Source organism: Agrobacterium sp. fls2-241-TYG-188a, assembly GCF_030209845.1.
On sequence record NZ_JARVRD010000001.1, the window covers coordinates 1,493,406 to 1,517,932 of the forward strand.

19 protein-coding genes and 1 pseudogene are annotated in these 24,527 nt (G+C 57.6%); 12 read left to right on the top strand and 8 right to left on the bottom strand.

Annotated elements, in window-relative coordinates; genetic code table 11:
- Nucleotides 1-71 precede the first annotated feature (71 nt).
- Nucleotides 72-1,340 carry a glucoamylase family protein gene (locus QRN85_RS06405; RefSeq protein WP_284756767.1) on the top strand — a complete coding sequence of 423 codons (1,269 nt, stop codon included), beginning with the start codon at nt 72-74 and terminating at the stop codon, nt 1,338-1,340.
- Nucleotides 1,341-1,358: 18 nt separating this feature from the next.
- Here the strand turns inward: QRN85_RS06405 and QRN85_RS06410 are convergent, their stop codons facing one another.
- Nucleotides 1,359-3,257, bottom strand: coding sequence for a bifunctional sugar phosphate isomerase/epimerase/4-hydroxyphenylpyruvate dioxygenase family protein (locus QRN85_RS06410; RefSeq protein ID WP_284757235.1), 1,899 nt, complete (start codon nt 3,255-3,257; stop codon nt 1,359-1,361).
- A 121-nt stretch (nt 3,258-3,378) separates the two neighbouring features.
- Between QRN85_RS06410 and QRN85_RS06415 the strand changes: the two genes are divergently transcribed.
- On the top strand, nt 3,379-4,071 hold the full coding sequence (locus QRN85_RS06415) for a TetR/AcrR family transcriptional regulator (RefSeq protein WP_062589950.1): 693 nt from the start codon (nt 3,379-3,381) through the stop codon (nt 4,069-4,071).
- 53 nt (nt 4,072-4,124) lie between these two features.
- On the opposite strand, the gene QRN85_RS06420 is transcribed toward QRN85_RS06415, so the two are convergent.
- The 5 genes from QRN85_RS06420 to QRN85_RS06440 all read right to left on the bottom strand — a co-directional run bounded on the left by QRN85_RS06420 (nt 4,125) and on the right by QRN85_RS06440 (nt 8,039).
- Nucleotides 4,125-4,994 (bottom strand): shikimate dehydrogenase, encoded by an 870-nt coding sequence (locus QRN85_RS06420; protein WP_284756764.1) that lies wholly within the window; start codon nt 4,992-4,994, stop codon nt 4,125-4,127.
- A gap of 66 nt (nt 4,995-5,060) precedes the next feature.
- Entirely contained in the window at nt 5,061-5,822 is a 762-nt protein-coding gene (locus QRN85_RS06425; protein ID WP_062590178.1) for an amino acid ABC transporter ATP-binding protein, read from the bottom strand.
- A 14-nt stretch (nt 5,823-5,836) separates the two neighbouring features.
- Nucleotides 5,837-6,676: a transporter substrate-binding domain-containing protein gene (locus QRN85_RS06430; RefSeq protein WP_284756761.1), complete on the bottom strand. Its 840-nt coding sequence runs from the start codon at nt 6,674-6,676 to the stop codon at nt 5,837-5,839.
- A gap of 34 nt (nt 6,677-6,710) precedes the next feature.
- Nucleotides 6,711-7,361: an amino acid ABC transporter permease gene (locus QRN85_RS06435; protein ID WP_284756760.1), complete on the bottom strand. Its 651-nt coding sequence runs from the start codon at nt 7,359-7,361 to the stop codon at nt 6,711-6,713.
- A gap of 9 nt (nt 7,362-7,370) precedes the next feature.
- The gene (locus QRN85_RS06440; protein ID WP_062589947.1) at nt 7,371-8,039 is read right to left on the bottom strand and encodes an amino acid ABC transporter permease; all 669 of its coding nucleotides are present in this window, start codon (nt 8,037-8,039) and stop codon (nt 7,371-7,373) included.
- 378 nt (nt 8,040-8,417) lie between these two features.
- On the opposite strand from QRN85_RS06440, the gene QRN85_RS06445 reads away from it, so the two are divergent.
- The 7 genes from QRN85_RS06445 to QRN85_RS06475 all read left to right on the top strand — a co-directional run bounded on the left by QRN85_RS06445 (nt 8,418) and on the right by QRN85_RS06475 (nt 17,985).
- Nucleotides 8,418-9,965, top strand: coding sequence for a cryptochrome/photolyase family protein (locus QRN85_RS06445; protein ID WP_284756757.1), 1,548 nt, complete (start codon nt 8,418-8,420; stop codon nt 9,963-9,965).
- A gap of 151 nt (nt 9,966-10,116) precedes the next feature.
- The gene (gene kdpF, locus QRN85_RS06450; protein ID WP_284756756.1) at nt 10,117-10,251 is read left to right on the top strand and encodes a K(+)-transporting ATPase subunit F; all 135 of its coding nucleotides are present in this window, start codon (nt 10,117-10,119) and stop codon (nt 10,249-10,251) included.
- An 18-nt stretch (nt 10,252-10,269) separates the two neighbouring features.
- Nucleotides 10,270-11,979, top strand: a complete 1,710-nt coding sequence (kdpA, locus tag QRN85_RS06455; RefSeq protein WP_284756754.1) for a potassium-transporting ATPase subunit KdpA — start codon at nt 10,270-10,272, stop codon at nt 11,977-11,979.
- A 13-nt stretch (nt 11,980-11,992) separates the two neighbouring features.
- Nucleotides 11,993-14,029 (top strand): potassium-transporting ATPase subunit KdpB, encoded by a 2,037-nt coding sequence (gene kdpB / locus QRN85_RS06460; protein ID WP_284756753.1) that lies wholly within the window; start codon nt 11,993-11,995, stop codon nt 14,027-14,029.
- A gap of 3 nt (nt 14,030-14,032) precedes the next feature.
- On the top strand, nt 14,033-14,602 hold the full coding sequence (gene kdpC / locus QRN85_RS06465) for a potassium-transporting ATPase subunit KdpC (protein WP_062589943.1): 570 nt from the start codon (nt 14,033-14,035) through the stop codon (nt 14,600-14,602).
- Between the two features lie 6 nt (nt 14,603-14,608).
- On the top strand, nt 14,609-17,302 hold the full coding sequence (locus QRN85_RS06470; protein WP_284756751.1) for an ATP-binding protein: 2,694 nt from the start codon (nt 14,609-14,611) through the stop codon (nt 17,300-17,302).
- Nucleotides 17,299-17,985, top strand: coding sequence for a response regulator (locus tag QRN85_RS06475; protein ID WP_112960795.1), 687 nt, complete (start codon nt 17,299-17,301; stop codon nt 17,983-17,985). Before QRN85_RS06470 ends, QRN85_RS06475 begins: the two co-directional genes overlap by 4 nt.
- A 49-nt stretch (nt 17,986-18,034) precedes the next feature.
- On the opposite strand, the gene QRN85_RS06480 is transcribed toward QRN85_RS06475, so the two are convergent.
- Nucleotides 18,035-19,825, bottom strand: coding sequence for a CocE/NonD family hydrolase (locus QRN85_RS06480; protein ID WP_284756749.1), 1,791 nt, complete (start codon nt 19,823-19,825; stop codon nt 18,035-18,037).
- 380 nt (nt 19,826-20,205) lie between these two features.
- Nucleotides 20,206-21,114, bottom strand: a pseudogene (locus QRN85_RS06485) (LysR family transcriptional regulator).
- 371 nt (nt 21,115-21,485) lie between these two features.
- Here QRN85_RS06485 and QRN85_RS06490 point away from each other — a divergent pair.
- The 3 genes from QRN85_RS06490 (at nt 21,486) to QRN85_RS06500 (ending at nt 24,516) form a co-directional block, all read left to right on the top strand.
- The gene (locus tag QRN85_RS06490) at nt 21,486-22,061 is read left to right on the top strand and encodes a CocE/NonD family hydrolase (RefSeq protein WP_284756748.1); all 576 of its coding nucleotides are present in this window, start codon (nt 21,486-21,488) and stop codon (nt 22,059-22,061) included.
- A 6-nt stretch (nt 22,062-22,067) separates the two neighbouring features.
- Entirely contained in the window at nt 22,068-23,261 is a 1,194-nt protein-coding gene (locus QRN85_RS06495) for a CocE/NonD family hydrolase (protein WP_284756746.1), read from the top strand.
- Nucleotides 23,262-23,325: 64 nt separating this feature from the next.
- A complete protein-coding gene (locus tag QRN85_RS06500) occupies nt 23,326-24,516 on the top strand; it encodes an MFS transporter (RefSeq protein WP_284756744.1) in 1,191 nt (396 codons plus the stop codon).
- The last annotated feature ends 11 nt before the right edge of the window (nt 24,517-24,527 follow it).

Below are 24,527 nucleotides of genomic sequence, written 5' to 3' on the forward strand. Positions count from 1 at the left end.
CCCCATAGCTGCCCTAATATGCTGATGTAGTTGACGATAAGCACTGTATCGTAACGAGACCGGACAGCATTTTGGATACCAGGGTTACGGCATTCGGCCAGAGCATTCGGTCGCCAGACAAAGCGGTACCTGATGATGTGGACGACATCCATCACCGGACATTTGAATATTTCTGGCTCGGTAGCCATCCGGTATCTGGACTGGTGCGCGACCGTCTGAGAGCCGACGGGACGCCGATCAACGAGATCGCCTCCATCTCCGGAACCGGTTTCGGCTTTCTGGCTATCATCGTCGGTGCCGAGAGAGGCTGGATCACACGCGACCAGGCTCTGGAACGTGTGACGACAATGGTCCACAGCTTGCGAAAGGCGAAGCGATTCCACGGTGCCTTTGCACATTTCGTGGATGCGGGGACCAGCAAGGTCATTCCATTCGGTCCGAAGGACGATGGCGGTGATCTGGTGGAAACAGCACTTCTGTTGCAGGGGCTGATCTGCGCCCGCGAGTACTTCTCAGGGCTGACGCTGGCCGAAACCAGGTTCCGCAACCTCGCCCACGATCTTGTAACCGCGGCGGAATGGGACTGGTACACACAAGGGTCCGATGGGCCATTGTGGTGGCATTGGAGCCCGAAATACCGATGGTGCTTCGATATTGCCATCAGCGGCTGGAACGAGGCGCTGGTTTGCTACATCCTCGCCGCAGGTTCGCAGAACCATTCCATCAATGCCATCAACTATCATCAAGGTTGGGCGCGCTCAGGGGCAATGGTCAACGGTAACAGCTATATGGGCACAGTCCTGCCTTTAGGCGAGCCATTTGGTGGCCCGCTGTTTCTCTCGCAATATTCCTTCTGCGGACTGGACCCGAGGGGTTTGTCAGACCGCTATTGTCACTATCAGGAGCAGGTGGAAGCGCATACGCGCATCAACCACGATTATTGCCTGTCGAAATTTTCCGGGCAGGATTTCTGGGGCATGACGGCGAGCGATGGCCCGAACGGATATCGCGTTCATTCGCCTTCCAACGATGACGGTGTCATTGCACCCACCGCTGCCCTATCTGCTTTTCCGGTGATGCCCGACGAGGCAATCCGGGCAATACGGGCATTTGCTTGTTATCAGGATGGCAAGCTCATCGGTCGCTATGGCTTTGTCGATGCCTTTGCGCCCGGGTCGAACTGGATTGCAGACACGCATCTGGCCATAGATCAGGGGCCTATCGTCGCGATGATGGAAAATTATCGCTCCGGTATTCTATGGAGGCTGTTCATGAACGCGCCGGAAGTCCGCCGGGGTCTGGATAACCTTGGCTTCCGGCACGAAAGCAGAGAGAACTAACTCCGAGCGCTGTCTTCTTTAATCCCGAGGCATTCCTGCCGGGCGAGACATTCGTCTTTGCGCGCCGATGCGGAATGGGGCATTCATCGCACCGTAGCCATTATATTGGCCCCGCCGTTCCACGATTTCGAAGAAGAAGCCTTCGCCAAAGGTCTGGCTATAAATCTGGAAATATTCGCCATTCTCATCGCGATCATACAGAATGCTCGATGCGCGCAGCGCATCTGACAATTCCGGCTCCAGTCCGAAACGGGCTTCAAGATCATCATAATAGTTTCGCGAAATCGGCAAAGGCTGAAAACCGCAGGCATGAAGCTGCTTTGCGGTCGCGAAAATATCATCGGTGGAGAAAGCAATGTGCTGGATGCTGGTGCCGAAGCCCTCAGCCAGGAACTTGCCGGCAAAGGTCTTGCGGTTGTCTGCGCCGTTCATGGTCAGGCGGAAATCAGGCTTGGGTAGGCTTTCTATTGCCTGGCTGCGGACAAGCCCGCCCGGCTCCACCACATCGACCATGGATGTGCGCCGCATCGAAAATATCGACGTATAGAACAACAGCCATGTCAGCATTTCGTCATAGCGCGTCGTCTGGGCGAGATGGTCTATTCTGGTCAAACCGGCATCGGCGCCGATGGAACCTTCGACGGGCACGAATTCCTTTTTCCATATGTCTGAAAGGGCCGGAGAGCCGTCAAGAAAGTAGATGACGCCGTTTCCGACACCCTGAATGGCCGGGATAGACGCCTCGCCGCTTTTTCTAGGTTCAAGAAATGTGGTCGCGCCCAGGGCCGCAGCACGCTCCAGGGCTGCAGCCGCGTTTTTGACGCCAAGCCCGAAAGCATAGGCATTCGTGCCGTGGACCGAATAGGAAGCGCCCGCGAAACTGTCTCCAGTGCTGTCGGTATTGATGACGATGCGGATATCGCCCTGTGTGTACAAATCGACTTCGCGGTTGCAGTGGCGTGCGGCTTTGCTAAAACCGAGCGAGCCCAGCAATGTCTCCAGCTGCTCCTTTTCCGATGGTCCGGTGGTAAACTCGACGAATTCGACGCCCGAAGTTTCCACGGGGTCTGGCATGTGCGGTGCCGCAATACGAATGTCTGGCTCCAGTCGGCCCACCTTGTCCATGAGGTTGATCAGGGACCGATGGCCATCTTCTGCCAGAAGACGGGCCGAGCCGCCGCGGAACTGGTCGTTGAAAATCTCCAGCGAAAGCGGTCCGCAATAGCCCGTCGCTGCAACGGCCCGCATGAACTCCACCACGGGTAGATCGCCTTCACCCGGCATGTTGCGGAAGTGACGGCTCCAATAAAGAAGATCCATGTCAAAGAGAGGGGCATCGGCTAGCTGGACGATGAAGATCTTGTCGCCTGGAATGGAGCGGATCGAGTTGGGATCGATCTTGCGTGAAAGCGTGTGGAAACTGTCCAGGATGATACCGACATTGGCGTGATCTGCACGACGCACGACTTCCCACGCATCGCGATGGTCGCTGATATGCCGACCCCATGCCAGCGCCTCATAGCCGACACGCAGTCCGTGGCGCGCAGCACGCTCCCCGAGCTCATGGAAGTCATTTGCGGCCCTGTCGATTCCGCCAAGCGAAATCGGCGAGACGTTGGAGCAGATCAGCATCAGATCTGTGCCGAGCTCGCCCATAATGTCGAATTTGCGCTCTGCTCTTTCGAAAGCCCGCTGCCGATGCTGGTCGGGCATTCCTTCGAAATCTCGGAATGGCTGAAACAATGTTATTTCCAGCCCGTGGTCACGAACCATGGCGCGGACCTCGCGCGGTGAGGCGTCGTAGGTCAGGAAATCATTCTCGAAGATTTCGACACCGGCAAAGCCCGCCTTGGCGATTGCGGCCAGCTTTTCGGGGAATTCTCCGCTGATGGAAACTGTTGCGATGGAAGTCCGCATCGGCAGCTTTTGCTTCTCCGTGCCAGAGGTGACCATATTGCCTTCCTTTCCGGTGTTATGTACTAATTAGTTAATAATACGGGTTCGGTTTGGGATGGGCTGACCGCTAATGGGTGGAACAATGACGAAAGCCGCAACTTTGAGCAGGCCAACCGCAACGCGGCAGGCCAAGCGCGACCCTGAGGGCGTCAGGCGCGACATTCTTTCGGTGGCGATGGAAGAGTTTTCCCAGAACGGTCTCTCGGGTGCGCGCATCGATGAAATCGCTGCGCGCACCCGCACGTCCAAACGCATGATCTACTATTATTACGGCGACAAGGAAGGCCTGTATCAGCAGGTGCTTGAAGAGGCCTATGCGAAGGTGCGCGGCGGCGAAAGCGATCTTGAGCTTGACGATATGGAGCCACGGGCTGCGCTTGAAAAGCTCTGTCGTTTCACCTTCGACCATCACCGGCGCAACCCGGCATTCATTCGCATGGTGATGATCGAAAACGTCCATCACGGCAGACATATGCAGGCGTCCGAAACCATCCGTCAGCTGAACCGACCCGCAATCGAAGCGCTGGAGGGCGTTCTTGCCAGAGGTCAGAAAAAGGGCGTCTTTCGCGCTGGCATCGAAGCGCTGGAACTGCACTGGCAGATCAGCGCACTTTCCTTTTTCAACGTGTCGAATTCCGCTACCTTTTCCTTCATTTTTGGGGAAAAGCTGTTCACCGATGAGGGGCAGGAGGCCTTGTCGAGGCATGTTGCCGACATGGTCTTGCGCTACGTGCTTCGTGTCGACCACATGGAAGCCATCGGAACAGGCGATTAGGGCCTTACCCGCAGACAAGTTCAAACAGAGCTTTGGCTGCGGTGCTGCGTGTCTCATCCCAAGGCCTCGGCTTCACACAATTCCTTGAAATGCGCTGCCATCCGGTCAGAATCTGGCTCCCGCTCGGCAAACAGCCGGAACGCTCCAACCGCCTGGAACACGGCCATTCCGCCGCCGGGCAGGGTCTTGCAGCCCTTCGCTTCCGCTGCTGCCAAGAGCGCTGTCACCAGCGGCATATAAACGATATCAGCGACCCAGTGACGGCTTTCGAGGAGCTCTTCCGCAACCGGAATTCCCGGATGCGCTGGCATCCCCACAGGTGTGGCGTGGATCAAGCCATCGGCATGGGGAAGCGACTTCTCGGGCGCTTCGACCGTAAAGGCGCGTTTGCTCCCGAAACGCTCGTTGAGCTGTTCTGCCAGCTGTCGGGCGCGCTCCTTGTCCTGATCGAAGATATCGAGATGCCTGATATCGAGCTTCAACGCCGCGTGGGCGACCGCTACTCCCGCGCCGCCCGCGCCGATGAGGAGAGCCCGGTCGCGTTTCGCATTGGGCAAGCCCCGCTTGAAGCTCTCGAAAAAGCCGTACCAGTCCGTGTTGTGACCGGTGCGTTTTCCATCGCGAAAGACGACGGTGTTGACCGCGCCGAGCATACGGGCATCGTCCGAAAGGGCGTCGAGGTGGGAAATGACGCGTTGTTTGAAAGGGTGGGTGATGTTCAAGCCTGCAAAGCCGCGTGCCTGCGCTTCATCCAGCAGCTGGGGCAGGGCGCTTTCCGGCAGATTTCGCGCGTGGATGTCCATCAGCTCATAGGAATAGTCGATCCCGTGCGCCTGGCCCTCGCGCATATGCATGGGCGGCGTCTTGGAAAGCTGGATGTCGGCACCAATCAGCCCGACTTTCAGGGATGGTCTGTCTGTCATGGAATGCATACTCGTCGATTGATGTGGTGACCCAGCCCGCATCTGGCGCTGTTGTCCGTCGTCTCGTCAGTGATGGGCGAGAATTTCGCCAAGGAACGTGCGTGTCCGCTGATGTTTGGGATCACGGAAAAACTCTTCAGGCGGGGCTTCCTCGATGATCTCGCCGGACGCCATGAACACCACGCGGTCTGCAACCTGACGGGCAAAGCCCATTTCGTGGGTCACGCAGATCATGGTCATGCCATCTCGGGCAAGTCCAATCATCGTGTCCAGCACTTCCTTGACCATTTCCGGATCCAGCGCCGATGTGGGCTCGTCAAACAGCATGGCTTTAGGCTCCATGCACAATGCCCGGGCAATTGCCGCACGTTGCTGCTGGCCGCCCGACAACTGGGCCGGATATTTTTCCGCCTGATCGAGAATGCGAACGCGTTCGAGATATTTGCGAGCGATTGTCTCGGCCTCGGCTTTGGAAAGACCTTTTGCCCGCATCGGTGCCAAAGTGCAGTTTTCGAGAATTGTCTTGTGCGGGAACAGATTGAAGTTCTGAAACACCATGCCGACTTCGCGCCGAACGGTATCGATTGCGGCGGCAGAGCTCGTCAGCTTCGTTCCCTCGACGGTGATCGTGCCGCCCTGGGTATCTTCGAGATGGTTGATGCAGCGGATCAGGGTCGATTTGCCCGAGCCGGACGGCCCGCAAAGGACGATTTTCTCGCCTTTGCGAACCGAAAGGTTGATGTTCTTCAGGGCATGAAAGGCTCCATACCACTTCTCCACCCCTTCAAGGGCAATCAGCGGAACCTGCGCGGCGGTATCTTGCGGCATGGTAACCTCCTTCATTACTTGGCTGTGAACGGGATCTCAGGCAGGGATGCCGGGAAGCTTGGAACGTCGCGCTTCATCCACTTGGTGTAGATCTTCGCGAGCTCTCCATCGCCCTTGATCTTGGTCAGGAAGGCGTTGATCGTTTCGTTCCAGTCCTTCTCGCCCGGACGCGTGCCTGCGCCGTTGTAAAGGGTCGTCAGATCGAACTTCGATTCGTACTTGCCTGCTGCGGCTGCATTCAGGCGGTCGCCGTAGAACTGATTGCCGCCAACAACTTCGACCTGGCCGGAAATGAGAGCCTGAATGTTGGCTGCGTCATCATCGAAGCGCAGAATGTTGGCCTTTGTGCCTGCACCGGCAGTAATTGCCGTGTCCATCGCGCTCGACTTCGGCACGCCGACAGCGACACCGGAAAGGTCGTCAAAGCCAGCGATCTTCTTGTCCTTCGGTCCGTAGACGGACAGGACGTTGCCGGCATATGGCTGCGAGAACTGGATCGTTTTCGCACGCTCGGCGGTCATGCCCATGGTGGCGAAGAGAACGTCGACCTTGCCGGTCATCAGTGCTGGAATGCGGTTGGCAACGGCCAGCGGCACGAACTCAGCCTTCACGCCGAGGTATTCGGCAAAAGCCTTGCCAATGTCGGCATCGAGGCCATCTTGAACGCCGCTCGAATTGACGAAGCCCCAAGGCGAGTTATCGCCCTGAATACCGATGACCACTTTGCCCTTGGCCTTTGCCTCATCGACCGTGCCTGCAAAGGCATCCACCGGTGCGATAAATGGCAATGTGACCGTTGCAGCGGCCAATGCAAGAATGGCGCGGCGGTTTAGTTTTACACTCTTGGATTTCATCTTTTGCTCCTCCTAACAAAGCTGATGACGGATACTATCGCGATGCAGTCTGCAGTCGCTTTTCGACGCTGGCGCCCCAAAGAGAAAGCGGCCAGCAAATCAGGAAGTAGATCAGGCCAACGATGGCAAAAACCGTCAGAGGCTTGAAGGTCTGGTTGGAAACGATCTGTCCGGCGCGGGACAGTTCAACAAAGCCGACAATGGCGGCCAGCGACGTGCCCTTGATGAGCTGGACCATGAAGCCGATTGTCGCCGGGAGCGATATCTTGAAAGCCTGCGGCAGGACGACGTCCTTCATGCGGGACACGTAGTGAAGCCCAAGCGCCTTGGCGGCCTCGGTCTGGCCCTTTGACACCGCCTGGATGCCACCACGCCAGATTTCACCCAGAAAGGCACTGGCATGAAGCGTAAATGCAATGGCAACCGCGATCCATGCGTCGATGTCGAGGCCAACCAGCCCAACGCCGTAATAGACGACAAAAAGCTGCATGAGCAGCGGCGTGCCCTGAAACACCGCGATATAACCGGCGGTGATACGCTGCCCGATGGGGCTTTCCGCAGTTCTGGCAAGCGCCACGCACAGGCCGAAGATACCGCCGCCGATAAAGCCGATGACCGTCAGTGCAAGCGTCCATTTCAGGCCCTGCATCAGGAAAAACAATTCGTTGGCACCGATAGGCGTCATTGTTTCCCCTTACTTGACCGGATAGCTGAAAGAAAGGCGAGAAATCACCGAGAAAACGCCCATCATCAGGGAGGAAATGACGAGGTAGAGCAGCGTGATCGAGAAGTAGACCTCGAAGGACCGGAACGTTTCCGCCTCGATCCTCTGGGCAACCGACGTCAATTCATATGCGGCAATGGATGTGCAGACAGAGGTCGTCAGCGTCAGCATGATGAACTGGCTGGTCAAGGATGGGTAGACGGCGCGCAGGGCTGGCTTGAGGATGATGTGGCGGAAGATCTGCGCACGTCGCAGTCCCAGCGCAAGGCCTGCTTCGACCTGACCTTTGGGAATTGCATCCACACCGCCGCGAATGATCTCGATGGCATAGGCGCCGCCGTTTAAGGCAAGCGCGACGACGGCAGTGGTTGTCGGATTCAGCCGCAGGCCCAGTTGGGGAAGCGCGAAGAAGATGAAAAAGATCTGGACCAGAAACGGTGTGTTGCGGATGAGTTCGACAAAGCCGATGACGAGCGCTCGCAGAGGCTTGAAACGCGAACCGCGCGCGACGACACCGAGAACGCCGATGATCATCGCGAAGAACATGCCCGCCAGTGCCAGCCCGATCGTGGCAAGGCACGCAAGCAGCAACTCGGGCAGGCGGTCATAGACAGCCGAAAAATCAAGCGTGTAAGACATTCATCCTCCCTCTTCGGCCAGAGCTATTCTCTGCTCTTTCCTCACAGCCGCCACCGCCTTTTACCGTGGTGGATGTCAAACTGCACGTCCACGCCTCCCGCGCTGACGGCCGTAACACTATTGTTTGTACCAGTTAGTTCATTTGTGTCAAGCGACGTCGGAACGGATTGCGCTCATCTCGAAAACTGGCCCTGAAAGTCGTAGAAATGCCGCGCCAAGCCCTGTGGATTTCTGCTATCCCATACTCAAATCGGTGCCTTGCCGAACGCCAATCGCGGGACATTGTACCGTCTGCGGCACTTTTTTCTGCTCAGATCGTTCCCTGATCCGTTGAGCTCACGCCTTCGTATCTCATTCGAAACGTCAGAGAGTCCCGCCATGTCCCGTTGCCGCAATCTCATCTTCATTCTGGGCGATCAGTTATCCCTTGAGATTTCGTCGCTGGAGGGCGCTGACCCCGCCAACGACGTGGTTCTCATGTGCGAGGTGGCAGAGGAAACGACCTATGTTCGCCACCATCGCAAGAAGATAATCCTTATCCTCTCGGCAATGCGGCATTTTGCAGAAGAGCTTTCTGCCAAAGGGTTCGAGGTCCGCTATATCAGGCTTGATGATGATGAAAACACCGGCTCTTTCACTGGAGAACTGAAGAGGGCGGTTGGCAGCCTCAACCCGGAACATATCGTTGTGACCGAGCCGGGGGAATGGCGCGTGTTGCACGCCATGCAAAACTGGGAAGAGCAGATGGGCCGGTCCGTGGATATCAGGACCGATCGCAGGTTCATTGCCTCCCATGAAGACTTTCGGCAATGGGCCGAAGGGCGCAAACAGATGACGATGGAGTTTTTCTATCGCGAAATGCGCCGCAAGACCGGTCTCCTGATGGAAGGCGACCAGCCGGTTTCCGGACGATGGAACTATGACAGCGAAAACCGGGCCCCTGCAAAGACCGACTTGTTCCGCCCGCGTCATCCAACCTTCGCACCGGATGAAACGACACGCTCCGTCATGGAACTGGTCGATGCGCGCTTTCCCGACCATATGGGCAAGGCCAAGGGATTTTCGTTCGCGGTAACGCGCAAAGATGCCGAAAAGGCAGCGGACGCGTTCATTGTCGAGTTTCTGCCCCGGTTCGGAGAAACGCAGGATGCGATGGTGAGAGACGATCCGAACCTCAACCACTCGCTCATTTCCTTTTACATCAATATCGGCTTTCTCGATCCGCTGGCCGTATGCCAGGCGGCAGAAAGGGCCTACCTGCAGGGGGATGCCCCCATCAATGCCGTGGAAGGCTTTATCCGCCAGATCATTGGCTGGCGGGAATACATCCGGGGTGTCTACTGGATGTTCATGCCCGACTATGCGCGAAAAAATTTCCTTGACGCCAGCCGGCCGCTTCCGGACTTCTACTGGAGCGGAAAAACCGACATGGCTTGCATGGCAACGGTCATCCGTGAAACCATCGACAACGCCTACGCCCACCATATTCAGAGGTTGATGATCACAGGCAATTTCGCTTTGCTTGCCGGGCTTGATCCCCATGCCGTCCACGAATGGTATCTAGAAGTCTATGCTGATGCCTATGAGTGGGTGGAACTGCCCAATGTGATCGGCATGAGCCAGTTTGCCGATGGCGGCCTTCTCGGATCGAAACCTTATGCCGCCAGCGGCGCCTATATTTCCAGAATGTCTGATTACTGCGAAAACTGTCGCTATGACGTTCACCGCAAGACCGGCGAGGGGGCATGTCCGTTCAATGCGCTCTATTGGGATTTTCTGGACAGAAATGCCGAAAAGCTATCGGGCAATCGAAGGCTGGCCCAGCCTTACGCGACATGGCGGCGGATGAGCGATACAAAACGCGAGGATTACAGGCAGAGCGCCCGCCTGTTCCTGCAGAAGCTCGATAAAGGAGAGCCGGTCTAGACGGGTGGCGCTCTTCTTTATGTTTTCCTTATGTGCCTTACCTTTATTCCCAATCGAACCCTGACGCGGTCCGGACGTAAGGTTGCCTCCTCATCATAGGAGAAACACATGTCCGACATTGTCTTCATTCTCACTGGCAGTTGCGTGCTGATTGGCTTTGCCCTTTACGCCCGCGCGCTCAGCTCATTGTGAGGACGGCATGATCGAAGCTTTGCTCGCGCTGGCCGTGGCCGGCGCTCTTGTCGTCTATCTCGTCGTGACGCTGTTGCGTCCCGAGCGCTTCTGACCTTCGGGGAGAATTTCCATGACCATTATCGGGTGGCTGCAGATCAGCCTCCTCTTCCTCGCCGTGCTCTGCGTCGTCAAACCGCTGGGCCTTTATATGGCGAAGGTGTTTTCGGGCGAAAGGACCTTTCTTTCTCCTGTTCTCGTGCCGATTGAGCGCGGCATCTACCGTGCCTGTGGCACCAGCATGGACAAGGAGCAGGGCTGGCTGGCCTATACGCTTTCCATGCTGGCCTTTTCGCTGGCGAGTTTCCTCTTCCTCTACGGGATTTTGCGGCTGCAGGCCTATCTGCCTTTCAATCCGCAGGGTTTTGTCGGTGTTCCGCCTGATCTCGCATTCAACACTGCCGTCAGTTTTGTCACCAACACGAACTGGCAGAACTATGCTGGCGAAGCGACGATGAGTCATTTCAGCCAGATGGTCGGCCTGACTGTCCAGAACTTCCTGTCGGGGGCGGTTGGTATTGCCATGGCAATGGCGTTTACGCGCGCCTTCATGCGTTCACAGGCAACGACCCTCGGCAATTTCTGGGTGGATATGACCAGGGCGACGCTTTACGTGCTTGTGCCACTGGCACTCGTCATCGCACTGGTCTTTGTCTGGACCGGCGTGCCCCAGACGCTCGACGCCAGCGTGACGGCAACGACCCTTGAAGGTGCCCAGCAGGTCATCTCGCTTGGGCCGGTTGCCAGCCAGGAAGCTATCAAGCAGCTGGGAACGAATGGCGGCGGCTTCTTCAATGCCAATGCGGCCCACCCCTTTGAAAACCCGACCGCATTTTCGAACTACATCAACATTTTCGCGATGTTGTGCGTCTCTTCTGCGCTGGTCTATACCTTTGGCCAGATGGTCGGTAATCGCCGCCAGGGCTGGGTGCTGCTGTCGGCAATGGCTATCCTGCTCATTGCCGGTGTTGCAACGATCTACTGGGCGGAAGCGTCGGGCAACTCCATCGTCACCGCGCTTGGCGTTGATGCCCTACAGGGCAATATGGAGGGCAAGGAACTGCGCTTCGGCCAGGCCATGACCGCGCTCTATGCCGCCGTTACCACCGGCCTTTCGAATGGTGGTGTAAACGGTATGCACGGCTCCTTTACGGGACTAGGCGGCTTGGTGCCGATGTTTCTGATCCAGCTCGGAGAAATCCTTCCCGGTGGCGTCGGTTCGGGCCTCTATGGGATGCTCGTCTTTGCTCTTCTGGCGGTCTTCGTCGCTGGCCTGATGGTTGGCAGGACCCCGGAGTTTCTGGGCAAGAAGATTGAGGGACGGGAAATGAAATGCGCCATGCTGGCCGTTCTCATTCTGCCTTTGACCATCCTTGGATTTTCGGCGGTCTCGGCCATGTTGCCATCTGCCGTTGCCAGTATCGGTACGGCTGGTCCTCATGGTCTCTCGGAAATCCTCTATGCCTTTACGTCTGCCGCGGGCAATAATGGCTCGGCCTTAGGTGGCCTTTCGGGCAATACCAGCTGGTACAACACAACGCTTGGGCTCGCCATGTTGCTCGGACGGTTCGCCTACGCCATCCCGGTCATGGCTATCGCCGGTTCGCTTGCCGCAAAGGTCCGCGTTCCCGCCTCCACCGGCACCTTCCCAACAGATGGTCCGCTCTTTGTCGGACTTCTGGTCGGTATCATCCTCATCCTGGGCGGGCTTCAATATTTCCCGGCTCTGGCACTTGGGCCCATCGTCGAACATTTCGCCATGCTGGCCGGTCAGACCTTCTAAAGGAAAACAATAAATGTCACAAAAGCCGGAAAAACCTGGTCTTTTTGATCCAGCCATCATCTTGCCCGCCATCAAGCAGGCATTTGTCAAGCTCGATCCTCGACAACTCATACGAACACCCGTCATCTTCGTGACGGAAGTGGTGGCCGCTATGGTGACCGTCATTTTTGTTCGAGACGCCCTGGCAGGCAACGGCGCGGCTGGCTTCTCTGGCCAGATTGCCGCCTGGTTGTGGTTCACGGTCCTGTTTGCCACCTTCGCAGAAGCGGTGGCGGAAGGACGTGGCCGCGCACAGGCGGAAAGCCTCAAACGCAGCCGCTCCGATCTCACCGCGCGTCGCATTGGCGCCAACGGCACCATCGAGACGGTTCCCGCCACCATGCTCGCGCTGGGCGACGTGGTGGTGGTGGAAGCGGGAGAGCTCATCCCCGGAGATGGAGAGGTCATCGAAGGCGTTGCCTCCGTCAATGAAAGCGCCATCACCGGCGAGTCCGCCCCCGTGATCCGCGAGTCCGGTGGCGATCGCTCTGCCGTCACGGGGGGAACGCAGGTTCTGTCCGATCAGCTGAAGATCCGCATTACCACACCGCAGGGTGCCAGTTTTGTGGACCGTATGATTGCGCTCATCGAAGGGGCAGAACGGCAGAAGACACCGAATGAAATCGCCCTGTCCATCCTGCTTTCCGGCCTTACCCTTGTGTTCCTGATCATCGTCCTGACTATCTGGGGTCTGGCAGGCTATTCCGGCACCGTCCTTTCGGTCACGGTTCTCGCGGCGCTGCTCGTTACGCTCATTCCTACCACCATTGGTGGGCTGCTTTCTGCAATCGGCATAGCCGGGATGGACCGCCTTGTCCGCTTCAACGTCATTGCCACATCGGGGCGTGCGGTCGAAGCCGCGGGCGATGTCGATACACTTCTTCTGGACAAGACAGGCACGATCACCTTCGGCAACCGAATGGCGGCAGACTTCATTCCCGCCCCTGGTGTAACGCAGCATCAACTTGCCGAGGCAGCGCTTCTTGCCAGCCTGTCGGATGAAACGCCGGAGGGACGTTCCATTGCGGCACTTGCGACCGGAGAGTTTGGCCTTTCCACTCCAAAGGCCGTTGTCGACAGCACGATTGCGTTCAGTGCACAGACCCGTCTTTCAGGCGTCGATATGGGGTCTCACCAGTTGCGAAAGGGTGCGATCGATGCGGTCCTGAAATTTACCGGACTGACGGACAAGGATGCTCCGCGCGGATTCATGCAGGCGGTGGACAGCGTCGCACGTTCGGGCGGTACACCGCTTGGCGTGGCGGATGGGAAACGTCTGCTCGGCGTCATTCATCTCAAAGACGTGGTCAAACCTGACATCAAGGAGCGTTTCGCAGCGCTTCGTGCCATGGGCATCCGTACCGTCATGGTGACGGGTGACAACCCGGTTACGGCCGCGGCCATCGCTTCTGAAGCCGGTGTCGACGATTTTCTCGCCGAAGCCACGCCTGAAGACAAGCTCGCTTATATCCGCCGCGAGCAGCAGGGCGGCCGTCTGATCGCCATGTGTGGAGACGGCACAAATGATGCGCCCGCTTTGGCGCAGGCGGATGTGGGCGTTGCGATGCAGAGCGGAACCCAGGCTGCGCGAGAAGCCGCAAACATGGTCGATCTCGATTCCAGCCCGACGAAGCTCATCGAGATTGTTGAAATCGGCAAGCAGTTGCTGATGACGCGCGGATCTTTGACGACATTCTCCATCGCCAATGACGTTGCAAAATACTTCGCGATCATCCCTGCTCTGTTCGTAACGACCTATCCTGCACTCACCGCCTTTAACATCATGGGGCTTTCCACGCCGCAATCGGCCATCCTTTCGGCGGTCATCTTCAATGCGCTCATCATTATCGCACTCATACCCCTCGCCCTGAAGGGTATAGCCTACCGGCCATCCAGTGCTGCTGCACTCTTGCGCCGTAACCTTCTGATCTATGGTTTCGGAGGGCTTTTGCTGCCTTTCGCCGGGATCAAGCTTGTCGATATGGCCGTTACGGCCCTGCATCTGGTGTAAATCATGTTGAAACTTGTCAGACCCGCTTTTGTCATTCTCGTTCTTCTGACGCTCGTCACCGGTGTTGCCTATCCGCTTGCGGTCACCGGCATCGCGCAGGTGCTCATGCCGCAACAGGCCAATGGCAGCGTCATCAGGCGCGGCGATGCGGTCATAGGCTCCGATCTCATCGGCCAGAATTTCACGTCTCCGCGTTATTTCTGGTCTCGTCCGTCCGCGACGTCGCCCGATCCCTATAATGCATCGGCTTCATCCGGCTCGAACCTGGGCACAACATCGGCCAAGCTGCGTGATCGCGTTGCGGGCGATGTCGAGCGGTTGAAATCCACCGGCATTACGGGCTCCATCCCCGCAGATGCCGTGACGACATCTGGTTCGGGCCTTGATCCGCATATCTCGCCGGAATTTGCCCTGGCGCAGGTCGATCGCATCGCGGCTGCGCGGCAACTCCCTGTCGAGCAGGTCAGGGCTCTGCTTGACAAAACTATCGAGGGTGCGGCCTTCGGAATTGTCGGGCAACCGCGCGTGAATGTGCTAGAACTCAACCTTGCGCTGGATGCGCTCAAGAGCTGATATTGAATGCCGACGAACGAGCCTTACGGGACCAACCGTCCTGACCCTGACGCATTGCTTGCCCTGGCGGATAAAGACCGCCGGGGCAAGCTGACGATTTTTCTTGGCGCTGCGCCGGGCGTCGGCAAGACCTATGCGATGCTCAACCGCGCCCAGAGATTGGCCGCAGACGGGTTTGAAATCGTCGTGGGGCTGACGGAGACCCATGGGCGCAGTGAAACCTCAGCTCTGTTGGCTGGTCTGGAAAAGCTGCCTCGTGTGCAGGTGGCGTATCACGGCAAGGACTTGCAGGAATTCGATCTCGATGCTGCTCTGGCGAGAAAGCCGGGCACGATCATCGTGGATGAGTTGGCCCACTCCAATCCCGAAGGATTTCGCCATCCCAAAAGATATCAGGACATAGAGGAACTGATAGAAGCCGGAATAGACGTATGGACCGCGCTCAATATCCAGCATCTTGAAAGCCTTTCCGATCTGGTTGCGCAGATCACCGGCGTGAATGTGCGCGAGAGAGTTCCCGATACTGTCCTGAAGAAGGCGGATGAGGTCGTGCTTGTGGATTTGCCGCCCGCCGAGCTCATTACGCGACTGCAGGAGGGCAAGGTCTATCTTCCGGCAAGCGCCAAACGCGCCGCAGACAGGTTTTTCCGCCTGGGCAACCTGACCGCATTGCGCGAGCTGGCCCTGCGGCGCACCGCAGACCGGGTTGATGACCAGATGATAGATTATCTGCGTCAGAACGCAATCGAAGGACCGTGGGCGACGTCAGAAAGGCTTCTGGTCTGTATCGGCTCCGACATCCTGTCGGAGAAGGTGGTTCGGGTAGCCAGCCGCCTGGCATCTGGGCTGAATGCGCCGTGGCTGGTCGTCAGTATTGCGCATTCAGACCGTGAAACCCTTGATGATGACGAGCTTCGCCGCATCGATGACACCTTCCGGCTTGCCGAAAAACTGGGAGCGGAGACACGGCGCATAACCGGCAGCAACTTCGTGACGGAAATCCTGAAACTTGCCAGACGGGAGCACGCCACGCAGATCGTGATCGGCTCTCACTGTCGCTCATGGTTTCGAAACCCGTTGCGCAGCAGCCTTGCCGATGCGTTGACGCGGGAAATGAGCGGCATAGGGCTTCACCTCGTCACTGCCGATGAAAAATCGGGCCGTCAGGCGTCTACGAGGAGAGCCTGGCCAAAACTTCCCACTCTTGCAAAGCCACTTGGCATTGCCTTTCTATGCGTCTTGCCGGCCGCCTTGATCGGCGCGCTGATCGACCGCATCGTTTATCTACCAAATATATCACTGCTGTTTCTGATTGCTGTCCTGGCCGCTGCGACCTATGCCGGTTTTGCTGCCGCCCTCATGGCGGCCATGCTGTCCGCCTTGGCATACAACTTCTTTTTCATACCCCCGCTTTACACATTCACCATCGCCTCGCCGCATGAGGTGTTTGCGCTCTGCATCTTTGTCGTGGCGGCCATTCTGGCCGGTAGTCTCGGATCACGCATCCGCGAACAGGCAAAGACCGCCCGTGCCCGCGCCGCCGCCATGCAGGCGCTGTACGATTTTGCCCGCAAGCTATCCGGCACCGCCGATGTCGATGAGGTGCTTTGGGCTTCCGTCAGCCAGCTTCATGCCGGCATCAACAGAAACATCGTCTTTCTGCGGGCAAGTGGCGATACGTTGGAGACAGCTGCAGCCTGGCCGCCCGATACGGAGCTTGGTATTGCCGAGATTGCCGCCGCACGCTGGGCCAATACCAGAAACGAACCTGCAGGTGCCGGCACCGGAACGCTTCCAAATTGCCGCTTCCAGTTTCGACCCCTGACCAGCCCGCATGGCGTGGTCGGTGTCTGCGGATACGAGGTGGGCAGCGAGGCGCTGGATTCAAACGCCGAGCGCATGTTCTCCGCAATCATAGACCAGACTGCCACCGCGATTGACCGCGCACGCCTGTCTTCCGAAAGCGCCAAGCAGGCAGTGAGGCTGGAAAGCGAGCGTTACAGGGAGGCACTTTTATCCTCCATTTCGCATGATCTGCGCACTCCGCTTGCCACGATCACCGGTGCTGTGACGAGCCTGCGAGAGCTTGGCGAGAAGATGACGCCCGAAAGCCGCGACGATCTTCTGCAGTCCATAGAAGAAGAGGGCGCGCGTCTCAGCCGTTTTGTCGCAAACCTTCTCGACATGACACGGATTTCGACAGGAACGTTAAAAGCCAAGCGCGATTGGGTCGATGTGGGCGATGTGGTCCGCTCTGCCGTGGCGCGGGCGCGCAGGTATTTTCCAGCCCAGCCCTTCGAAACGGGCATTGCAGCAGACCTGCCGCTGTTGCGTGGTGACAGCGTGCTCTTGGAACAGGTCCTGTTCAACCTTCTGGACAACGCCGCCAAATACGGCGGCGGCGATGCCGTCAATGTCTACGCCCGCTGTGATGGCAAGGAGGTGGTGCTCTCGGTAACGGACCTTGGCAAGGGTATTCCGGCCGGTGAGCTTGATCGAATTTTCGAGAAATTCTACCGCCGCTCCAAAACGGATGGTCGCTCTCCCGGCACCGGCCTTGGTCTTTCCATTGCCCGTGGCTTCGTTGAAGCCCTTGGAGGGCGCATCCATGCCGAAAGCCCGGCTGTGAGGAAGAGAGGCACTCGTATTGTCATGCGTTTCCCGGTAGAGGAAAGAGACCGAACGCAAGGACTGACATGACGCTTGCCCGTATTCTCGTTGTTGATGATGAGCCGCAGATCCGCCGTTTCCTTAGGCCGGCGCTGGCCGCTGCAGGCTATGACGTCATCGAGGCGGAAAACGGCGCCGATGCCCTCAAGGCCGTTGCAACGGCAGCGCCCGATGCGGTCATTCTCGATCTGGGGCTTCCCGATATGGATGGCAAGGACGTTATCGCCAGCCTCCGCGGCTGGTCTACCATCCCCATCATCATCCTATCCGCACGGGACAGGGAGGCAGAGAAGATTGCTGCTCTCGATCTGGGGGCGGATGATTATATCGAAAAGCCTTTTGGCATTGGCGAACTTACCGCCCGCATCAGAACGGCAATGCGCCACCGCGTGGATGCCAGCAAGGCACCATCGCTGGTCAATGCGGATGGTTTGGTGATCGATGTGGTTCAACGCATCGTATCGCGGAACGGTCAGTCCATTCGCCTGACTCCCAAGGAATACGACCTCCTCGCCCTGCTTTCACATCATGCTGGCCGCGTGGTTACACATCGAACCCTTCTGACGTCCGTGTGGGGGCCTGCCCATGAAGAGGATCTGCATTATTTGCGTGTCTTCATTGGTCAGTTGCGCCAGAAAATCGAAAAAGATCCGGCGCAGCCAAAAATCGTTCAGACAGAGCCAGGCGTTGGTTATCGGCTGGTTGGTGATTGAGCTCCGATGAAGAAAATGACCGCCCACGGCGGCCACTTTCCCGTTTGGTCTATTTTTTTGCCTGCTGGGACGGAATGACCGGGAACAGCAGATGGGAGTCGTAGCGCTCTCCCGTGCGGATCCGGTGCCTGCCGTGATTGCGTGTCGGCAGATCAAGAATGGCCCCTGGCAGCGTTCCGTGAGCATGGGGGCCAACGGGGTGCCCCGCTATCTCAACAACAAGCCGCTCGCCAGCATGGACCACCATGGATGTTGGCCACAGCGAAAGCTCGATTGGTACGCATTCGCCAGGAATCAGTCGCTCCTCGCTTTTGTGGGTGATCAGCGGCTCCGATGGCGTCGACCGCTCGGGATCGATGGCGCGCTGCGAAACCCTCAGGCGACCAAGCGGGCCGGTGTAGCTGAGGGTACCCGGCAGCTTGCCATCCTGTTCAAGCGATTTCACGAAACCCCGCGCCTGCGGGCCAATAAGCGTGATGTGATGCAGACGCTTCCCGACGGCCGATTCCTTGTAAAGGGCGGCAAAAAGGTCCATGTCATCGGCATCCGCCGCCTCGACCCAGAGGTGGAGATTGAGGTAGCCGGTGATTTCGGTTTCCTCTTCGAACACCTTCGAAAACCTGACGCATTGTGTCAGATCGTCACCGGCATATTCCGCCACCGATGAGGGTGTAAGAGGTGCGTCCGAAAGTCCGAAGGACTGCGCATCGAGATAGAGCTTGCGCCATTCCTGGCGTTCCAGCGGCCAGGACGTTTCGGGCCGATTGACCTGATCTTCGCCGCCGGGATCGAGAATGGACAGCCGTACCTTCGGTGTTTCATCCCAGTCATTGTCGATGTTCTTGAGATAGCGGTCAAAGAACTTCCGGAGATCCGCCGTGCTGCCCGCATCGGCTAGATCGAGCCATTCCTGATTGTTGTGGACACGCAACCATTTGTGCTCCGAGGCCATGCCACGGAATGCTTCCAGCGTTCCGCGCGGATGGATCGCACTTGTGAAACTTGCCACGACATAGGCGGGCACCGTGATCGCCTTCAGGTCGGGACGCTTGTCCTCCCAATAGGCATTGTAGAGCGGATAGCGCTGCGCCATCTTCGTCAGGGCTTCGCGATTGTTACGGCCGAAGATGAAGGCTGCGATGTCCCTGTCATGAAATTTCGTATCCAGAATACCGCCACGCATGACAACGTCGCGATAGCTGTCGTTCAGGCCTTCCCAAGGTGCAATGGCGGCAAGATGCGGTGGCTGCAAGGCGGCGGTGGCCCACTGGATCATGCCGAGCTGGGAATTTCCGGCCATGCCAACCTTGCCGTTGGACCAGTCGCGCTCTCCGAGCCACTCGATCACATCATAGACGTTGCGTCCTGAAGCCGTGCCCATAAAGACTTCATCGCCGCCGGAATTCGACGTGCCGGCGGCATCCACGACAGCCACGGCATAGCCGGCATCGCACCAGATTGCAGGGTCTGGTGCCTCGAAGGACTGAAGACCGGACAGCGTGCTCTGTGGCACGCCGAATTTGGTCGCATTGAAATTCAGGTTCCACCAACCGCCGCGTTTGCAATAGGGCGTATAGGCCAGAATGATGGGCACATTTTTCTGGTTGGAAGGACGGAAAATATCACCGTAGAGGATGGTTCCGTCTCGCAGCGGGATCGCAACATCCTGTTCGAACGTGATGTCACAGGTCAAGGCCAGTGCGCCTTCGACATGGACATAGCCTTTCTTGAGCTCGACTGTTCTGGTGTCGACAGCAGGAACGGGCGGCTCCGATGCCGACAAGGGAGTCGTCGGATCGAAAATGACATTAACACCGAGGGCTTCGATAAATTTTTCCATGGCAAATAGTTCCTCCCTACCGGTTAAAAACGAGGATGGGGCCCGGAACTTTCAGACTTCACGCCGACGTCAAGGCATACAGATGTCTGCCAAATGCCGCGGTGTCATCGCCGACTGGCCTCTCTTCCCGACAGGAAATTGGCACGGCAATCTCCATTTGCGAAATCGATTGTTTGGATAGTTGATATTCGTTTCATGGATATGTGGCCGGTGCGATGACCGCTTAAGTTTGCCAAAATACGACGGCGGTTTGGTCATGCTGGTCAGACCGCATTCCAGGCGCCTTTCACCTGCACGGGATTGGAGATTTCAGTGTCGATTGCTTTGACGGGTGCTGCCGAAGTTTTTACATATAGTATTTCGACGCTGGCAGGCGGAGTTCACTTCATGCGTTCGGCGTCATCCAGAATGATGCTGCGGACCCACTCGGCGGCAAGGTCGCCATTGTGTACTGGCGACCACTGTATGACTTCCGTAAAGGAGGGCAGTGGCATTGGCAGGTCCATCACGCGTACGGGCATGGTCTTGGCAACCTCATCCGCAAGGCGTTTGCACATCGTTCCGACCCGATTTGTCCCTACCAGCAGATGAGGGACCATCGCAAAACTCTGAACCGCAACTTCGACACGGCGCTTTACCCCGTGTTCAAGCATCAGCCAGTCCTCGATGGAGGGTTTGTGTGACCGCCCAAACTGACTGGCGACGTGCCCCATCGACATATATTGGGCGAATGTCAGGGATTCTCCGACAATACTATTTCCCTCCCAGATGACTGCGACCAGCCGATCTTCAAAAAGCCTTGCTTGGGGAAAAGCTTCAGACAGGAAGATATTCGGGAAAATCAGGAAGTCGACCTCACCGCGACGGATCAGTTCATCGGGCTTGTCATCGAATGGAACCAGATCAAATGTGATGTTGGGTGCCGCGCTGGCAATCTGTGCCATGGCGGAAGAAAACAACACGAGCATGGCGTAGTCTGACAAGGCAACCCGAAATCATCGACGTGACGTGGACGGATCGAAGGCGTCCCGCTTGGCAAGCATAGCCTTGATCTGCAGGAGCGCATCGCGGGTGGGACCTGCAAGGCTCTCGGCAACAGGGGTAGGCACCATGCCGCGCGCCTGTATTCTGAAAAGGTCGTCACCGAAATAGGATCGCAGGCGTGCCAGCTCGGCACTCATTGCGGGCTGGCTCAGATTGAGCTTGTTCGCCGCTGCCGTCAGGTTGCGCTCCGTCAGAAGCTCGTCAAGCGCAACCAGAAGATTGAGATCAAGACCCTGAAATCGCATCCCCGTAACCTCCCGGGATATCCATGCCTATCATATCCATATTGCGGATAGTACGCATTTAAACAATCGATTTTTTAAATAGTGCGCAATGTGCTTAGCTACCCATAGGCGACACTGGAGGGTGTCCAACAGGGAGGAAACAAATGGCCTTTAGTCCTTAACACGAAGTTTCGCGGCACCTGCTTCGCTCGACGTTCAGGCGGGCATATCGGCGGTGATACATCCTGCCCGACCATGACTCGTTGGTGACTTCCAGCCTGTTTGGCAGGCACCAAAATCGAATCTTCAGTCCACTAGATCTGCGAACAACTCGTCACGCCATTTCGATGGCTTGCGGTTGCTTCGCCATGACCTTTTTTTAAGGGAAGACCATGAACAACCAAGCCGACAGTAATCCGATAGCAACCAGGACTTTCAGCACCCGTCCGCCGTTTCGTTCATTTGTCGATGGCAAGATGCGTGTCGATAAGAATGTGGCGATTGAGGTCGAAGATGGCCGGATCGTTATGGCAGACGTGTACCGGCCTGATACGACGCAGCAATATCCCGCAGTCATGTGCTTTACGCCCTACGGCAAGGACATTCACTTCGAAACGAAAGAGCCAGCCGTTTACGCGCGCATCTCTATGAAGAACGAGTACGCGGTCTATGAGGCTCCCGATATTCTGCGATGGGTCGCGGATGACTATGCTGTCGTCATCGTAGATGCCTGCGGGCTTGGTGCCTCGCCGGGCGTAGCCGACGTCTGGTCGCCGCGCGATATCGAGGATTACGCCGCCGCAATCGAAGCCATCGCCGTGCAGCCCTGGTGTACCGGTCGAGTCGGTCTAAATGGAATTTCCTATCTCTCGGCAACGCAAATTGCAGTGGCAACGCACAAGCCACCGCACCTCACCTGCATGATCCCCTGGGAAGTTGGCGGCGACAATTACGAGATGACCTATTAGGAAGGCATGTTCAACACCTTCTTCGTCAACTCCTGGTTTGACGCGTGGATCGTGCCCAACCAGCATGGCTATGGAACGCTGCCGCCGCAGGAGCTGGAACGTATGCGCGAGAACTGGCCCGCAAAGGCCATAGCTCACCCCTTCTTCGATGAGTTCTGGGCGGCACGTACACCCGATCTTTCTGTCATCGACGTTCCGTTCCTGACTGCGGCGAACTGGACAGGTTCGCTGCTGTCGCTTCAGCAGCATTTCGATCTGTTTTGCCAGTCCGCCTCGAAGCACAAATGGCTGCGTGCCCATATCGGCGGCCACATTGAGCCCTACTACAGCGAAGAGGGATATGCCGCGCAAAAGAAGTTCATGGATTTCTGGTTGAAGGACATTCAGAACGGTATGATGGAGACACCGCCGCTGACGCTTTGCGTGCGCAGACCCGGTGCCATAGAGTGGATGGAGGCCAGGGAATGGCCGCTACCGCAGACGCAGTGGGTGAAATGGGAACTGGACGCCGAGGCCATGAGCTTGAGCAGCGATCCGGTACAGGGGTCGGCCACTGCCGATCTTCTCGCAGTCCCGATTGAGCCGCCGCGGCTTGAAAAGCCGGCTGAAGATGACAGCGAACACCATGCGGTTCACATGAATGAATCGGTGATGCAAGCCTATATCAAGGATGGCCTGAGCCGCCCGTTGCAGCAATCCTGGAACGCGGTGTTCACGTCCAAACCGCTGGAAGACGATTTGCGGCTGGTCGGCCCGGTCACGGTGCACCTGACGGTCACCGCGTCTGAAGGTGATGCGGACCTGTTTGTCTGCCTGCGCGACATCGCACCTGACGGCACGGAAGTCGTCTATGACGGGTTGGACAATCCCGAGACGCCTCTTGGTCTGGGTTGGGGACGTCTGTCCCGTCGTGAGCTTGACCCCGATCGAATGATCGACGGTTCTCACCGTCCGGTCCACCGGCGCGATTGCGAAAAGGCACCTGCACCCGGAGAAACGGTCACCATCGACATTGCAGTGGGACCGACGAGCGCGGTGTTTGAAAAGGGGCACCGCCTTATCATCGAGGTGTCGACGCGCGACGTCTTCCGCTCATTCCCCTTCTTCCATGTCACGCCGGAGCATCAGCGAATCGGCGGGGAGGTGAAGATCAAGACCGGGAAAGGCGCGAGCTGGGTAGAACTGCCGGTCTGCCCATAACGGCCGGATGATGCCAGCCCACCGTTGGAGGCGGTGGGCTTTTTTAAAAACGGGAGGAGGAAACATGTCAAATCGCAAGGGTCTGCGCGGTATCGCCGCGCTTTACGTCGGCCACATGGCCGGAACGATCGATCTGGCGGCATTGCCACTCTGGATTGGAGTACTGATGGCGCATTATGGGCTGGCACCAGAGCAGGCGGGCCTGACGGTGACGCTTTTCCTTGGCGGTATCGTGGTTATGAGCACCATTCTGGCGCCGAGGTTCGATCGCCTGTCGCCCCGCTGGATCGCATTTGCGGGTTTCTGTGCCGCAGCGCTTTGTTTTTCATGGGCCTGGGGTCTTCCCGTGGCTCCATCAAGCTTCGGCAAGCTTCTTGCCATCCACGGCATAGCGGGACTTTGCGTCGGCTCCGCCCTGTCCATGGTCCATGGCAGTATTGGACGCACGGAAAACCCGCATCGCCATTTCGGGCTTGCAAATGTCATGGTGGGAGTTCTCGCGGTCCTGATGTTCGCATTCATCCCCGGTGAGATCGCAGCTTATGGCGGGCAGGTCGTCATTATGGCGATTGGCGCGGGCGCTATCGCGCTGTTTTTCCCCGAGCAGACCACGCAAGGAGAGGATGCTGCAGATGAGGCTGGAGTTGAAGCCAAATCCGGCGCTGGCCGTGTCCCGCTCATTGCCTATCTGACGATAGCGGCTGTCGTTTGCCTGATGCTCAATCAGTCCATGGTCTTTGCATTCATCGAACGCATAGCAGCGACGCGCGGCTTTGACGCGAGCCAGGTCCAGATACTTCTCGTTCTGCTCGGTTTCATCAATCTCATGCCGGGAGTGTTGGCAGTCCTGCTGCAAAGGCGCTTACCCGCGCTGGCGGTCGGCATCGCTGGCGCACTCACCCAGGCGGCTCTGGCGCTGACATTGACTAACGCCACTGTTTTCAACGCTTTCGCTGCGCCAACGCTATTTTACGCATCGATTGTTCTGTTTACCCACACCTTCCTTTTCGGTGTGCTGTCCCGGCTTGATCCTTCAGGCCGGGCCGTCGCTGCGACACCTGCCATGATGATGACGGGCGCTGCACTTGGCCCGGCGCTGGGCGGCGCCATTGTCGCCATCATTGGCTTTGAAGGTCTCGGTTTGGCGACTTTCTGCTTTTCCGCCATCGCAGCTGCTTTGCTCATGGCGGTCAAGCGCAACCTATCCCGCAGGAAACATGATCTGGTCGCCACGCTTCCCGCGCATTCAAGCTAAGTCGCGGAAAG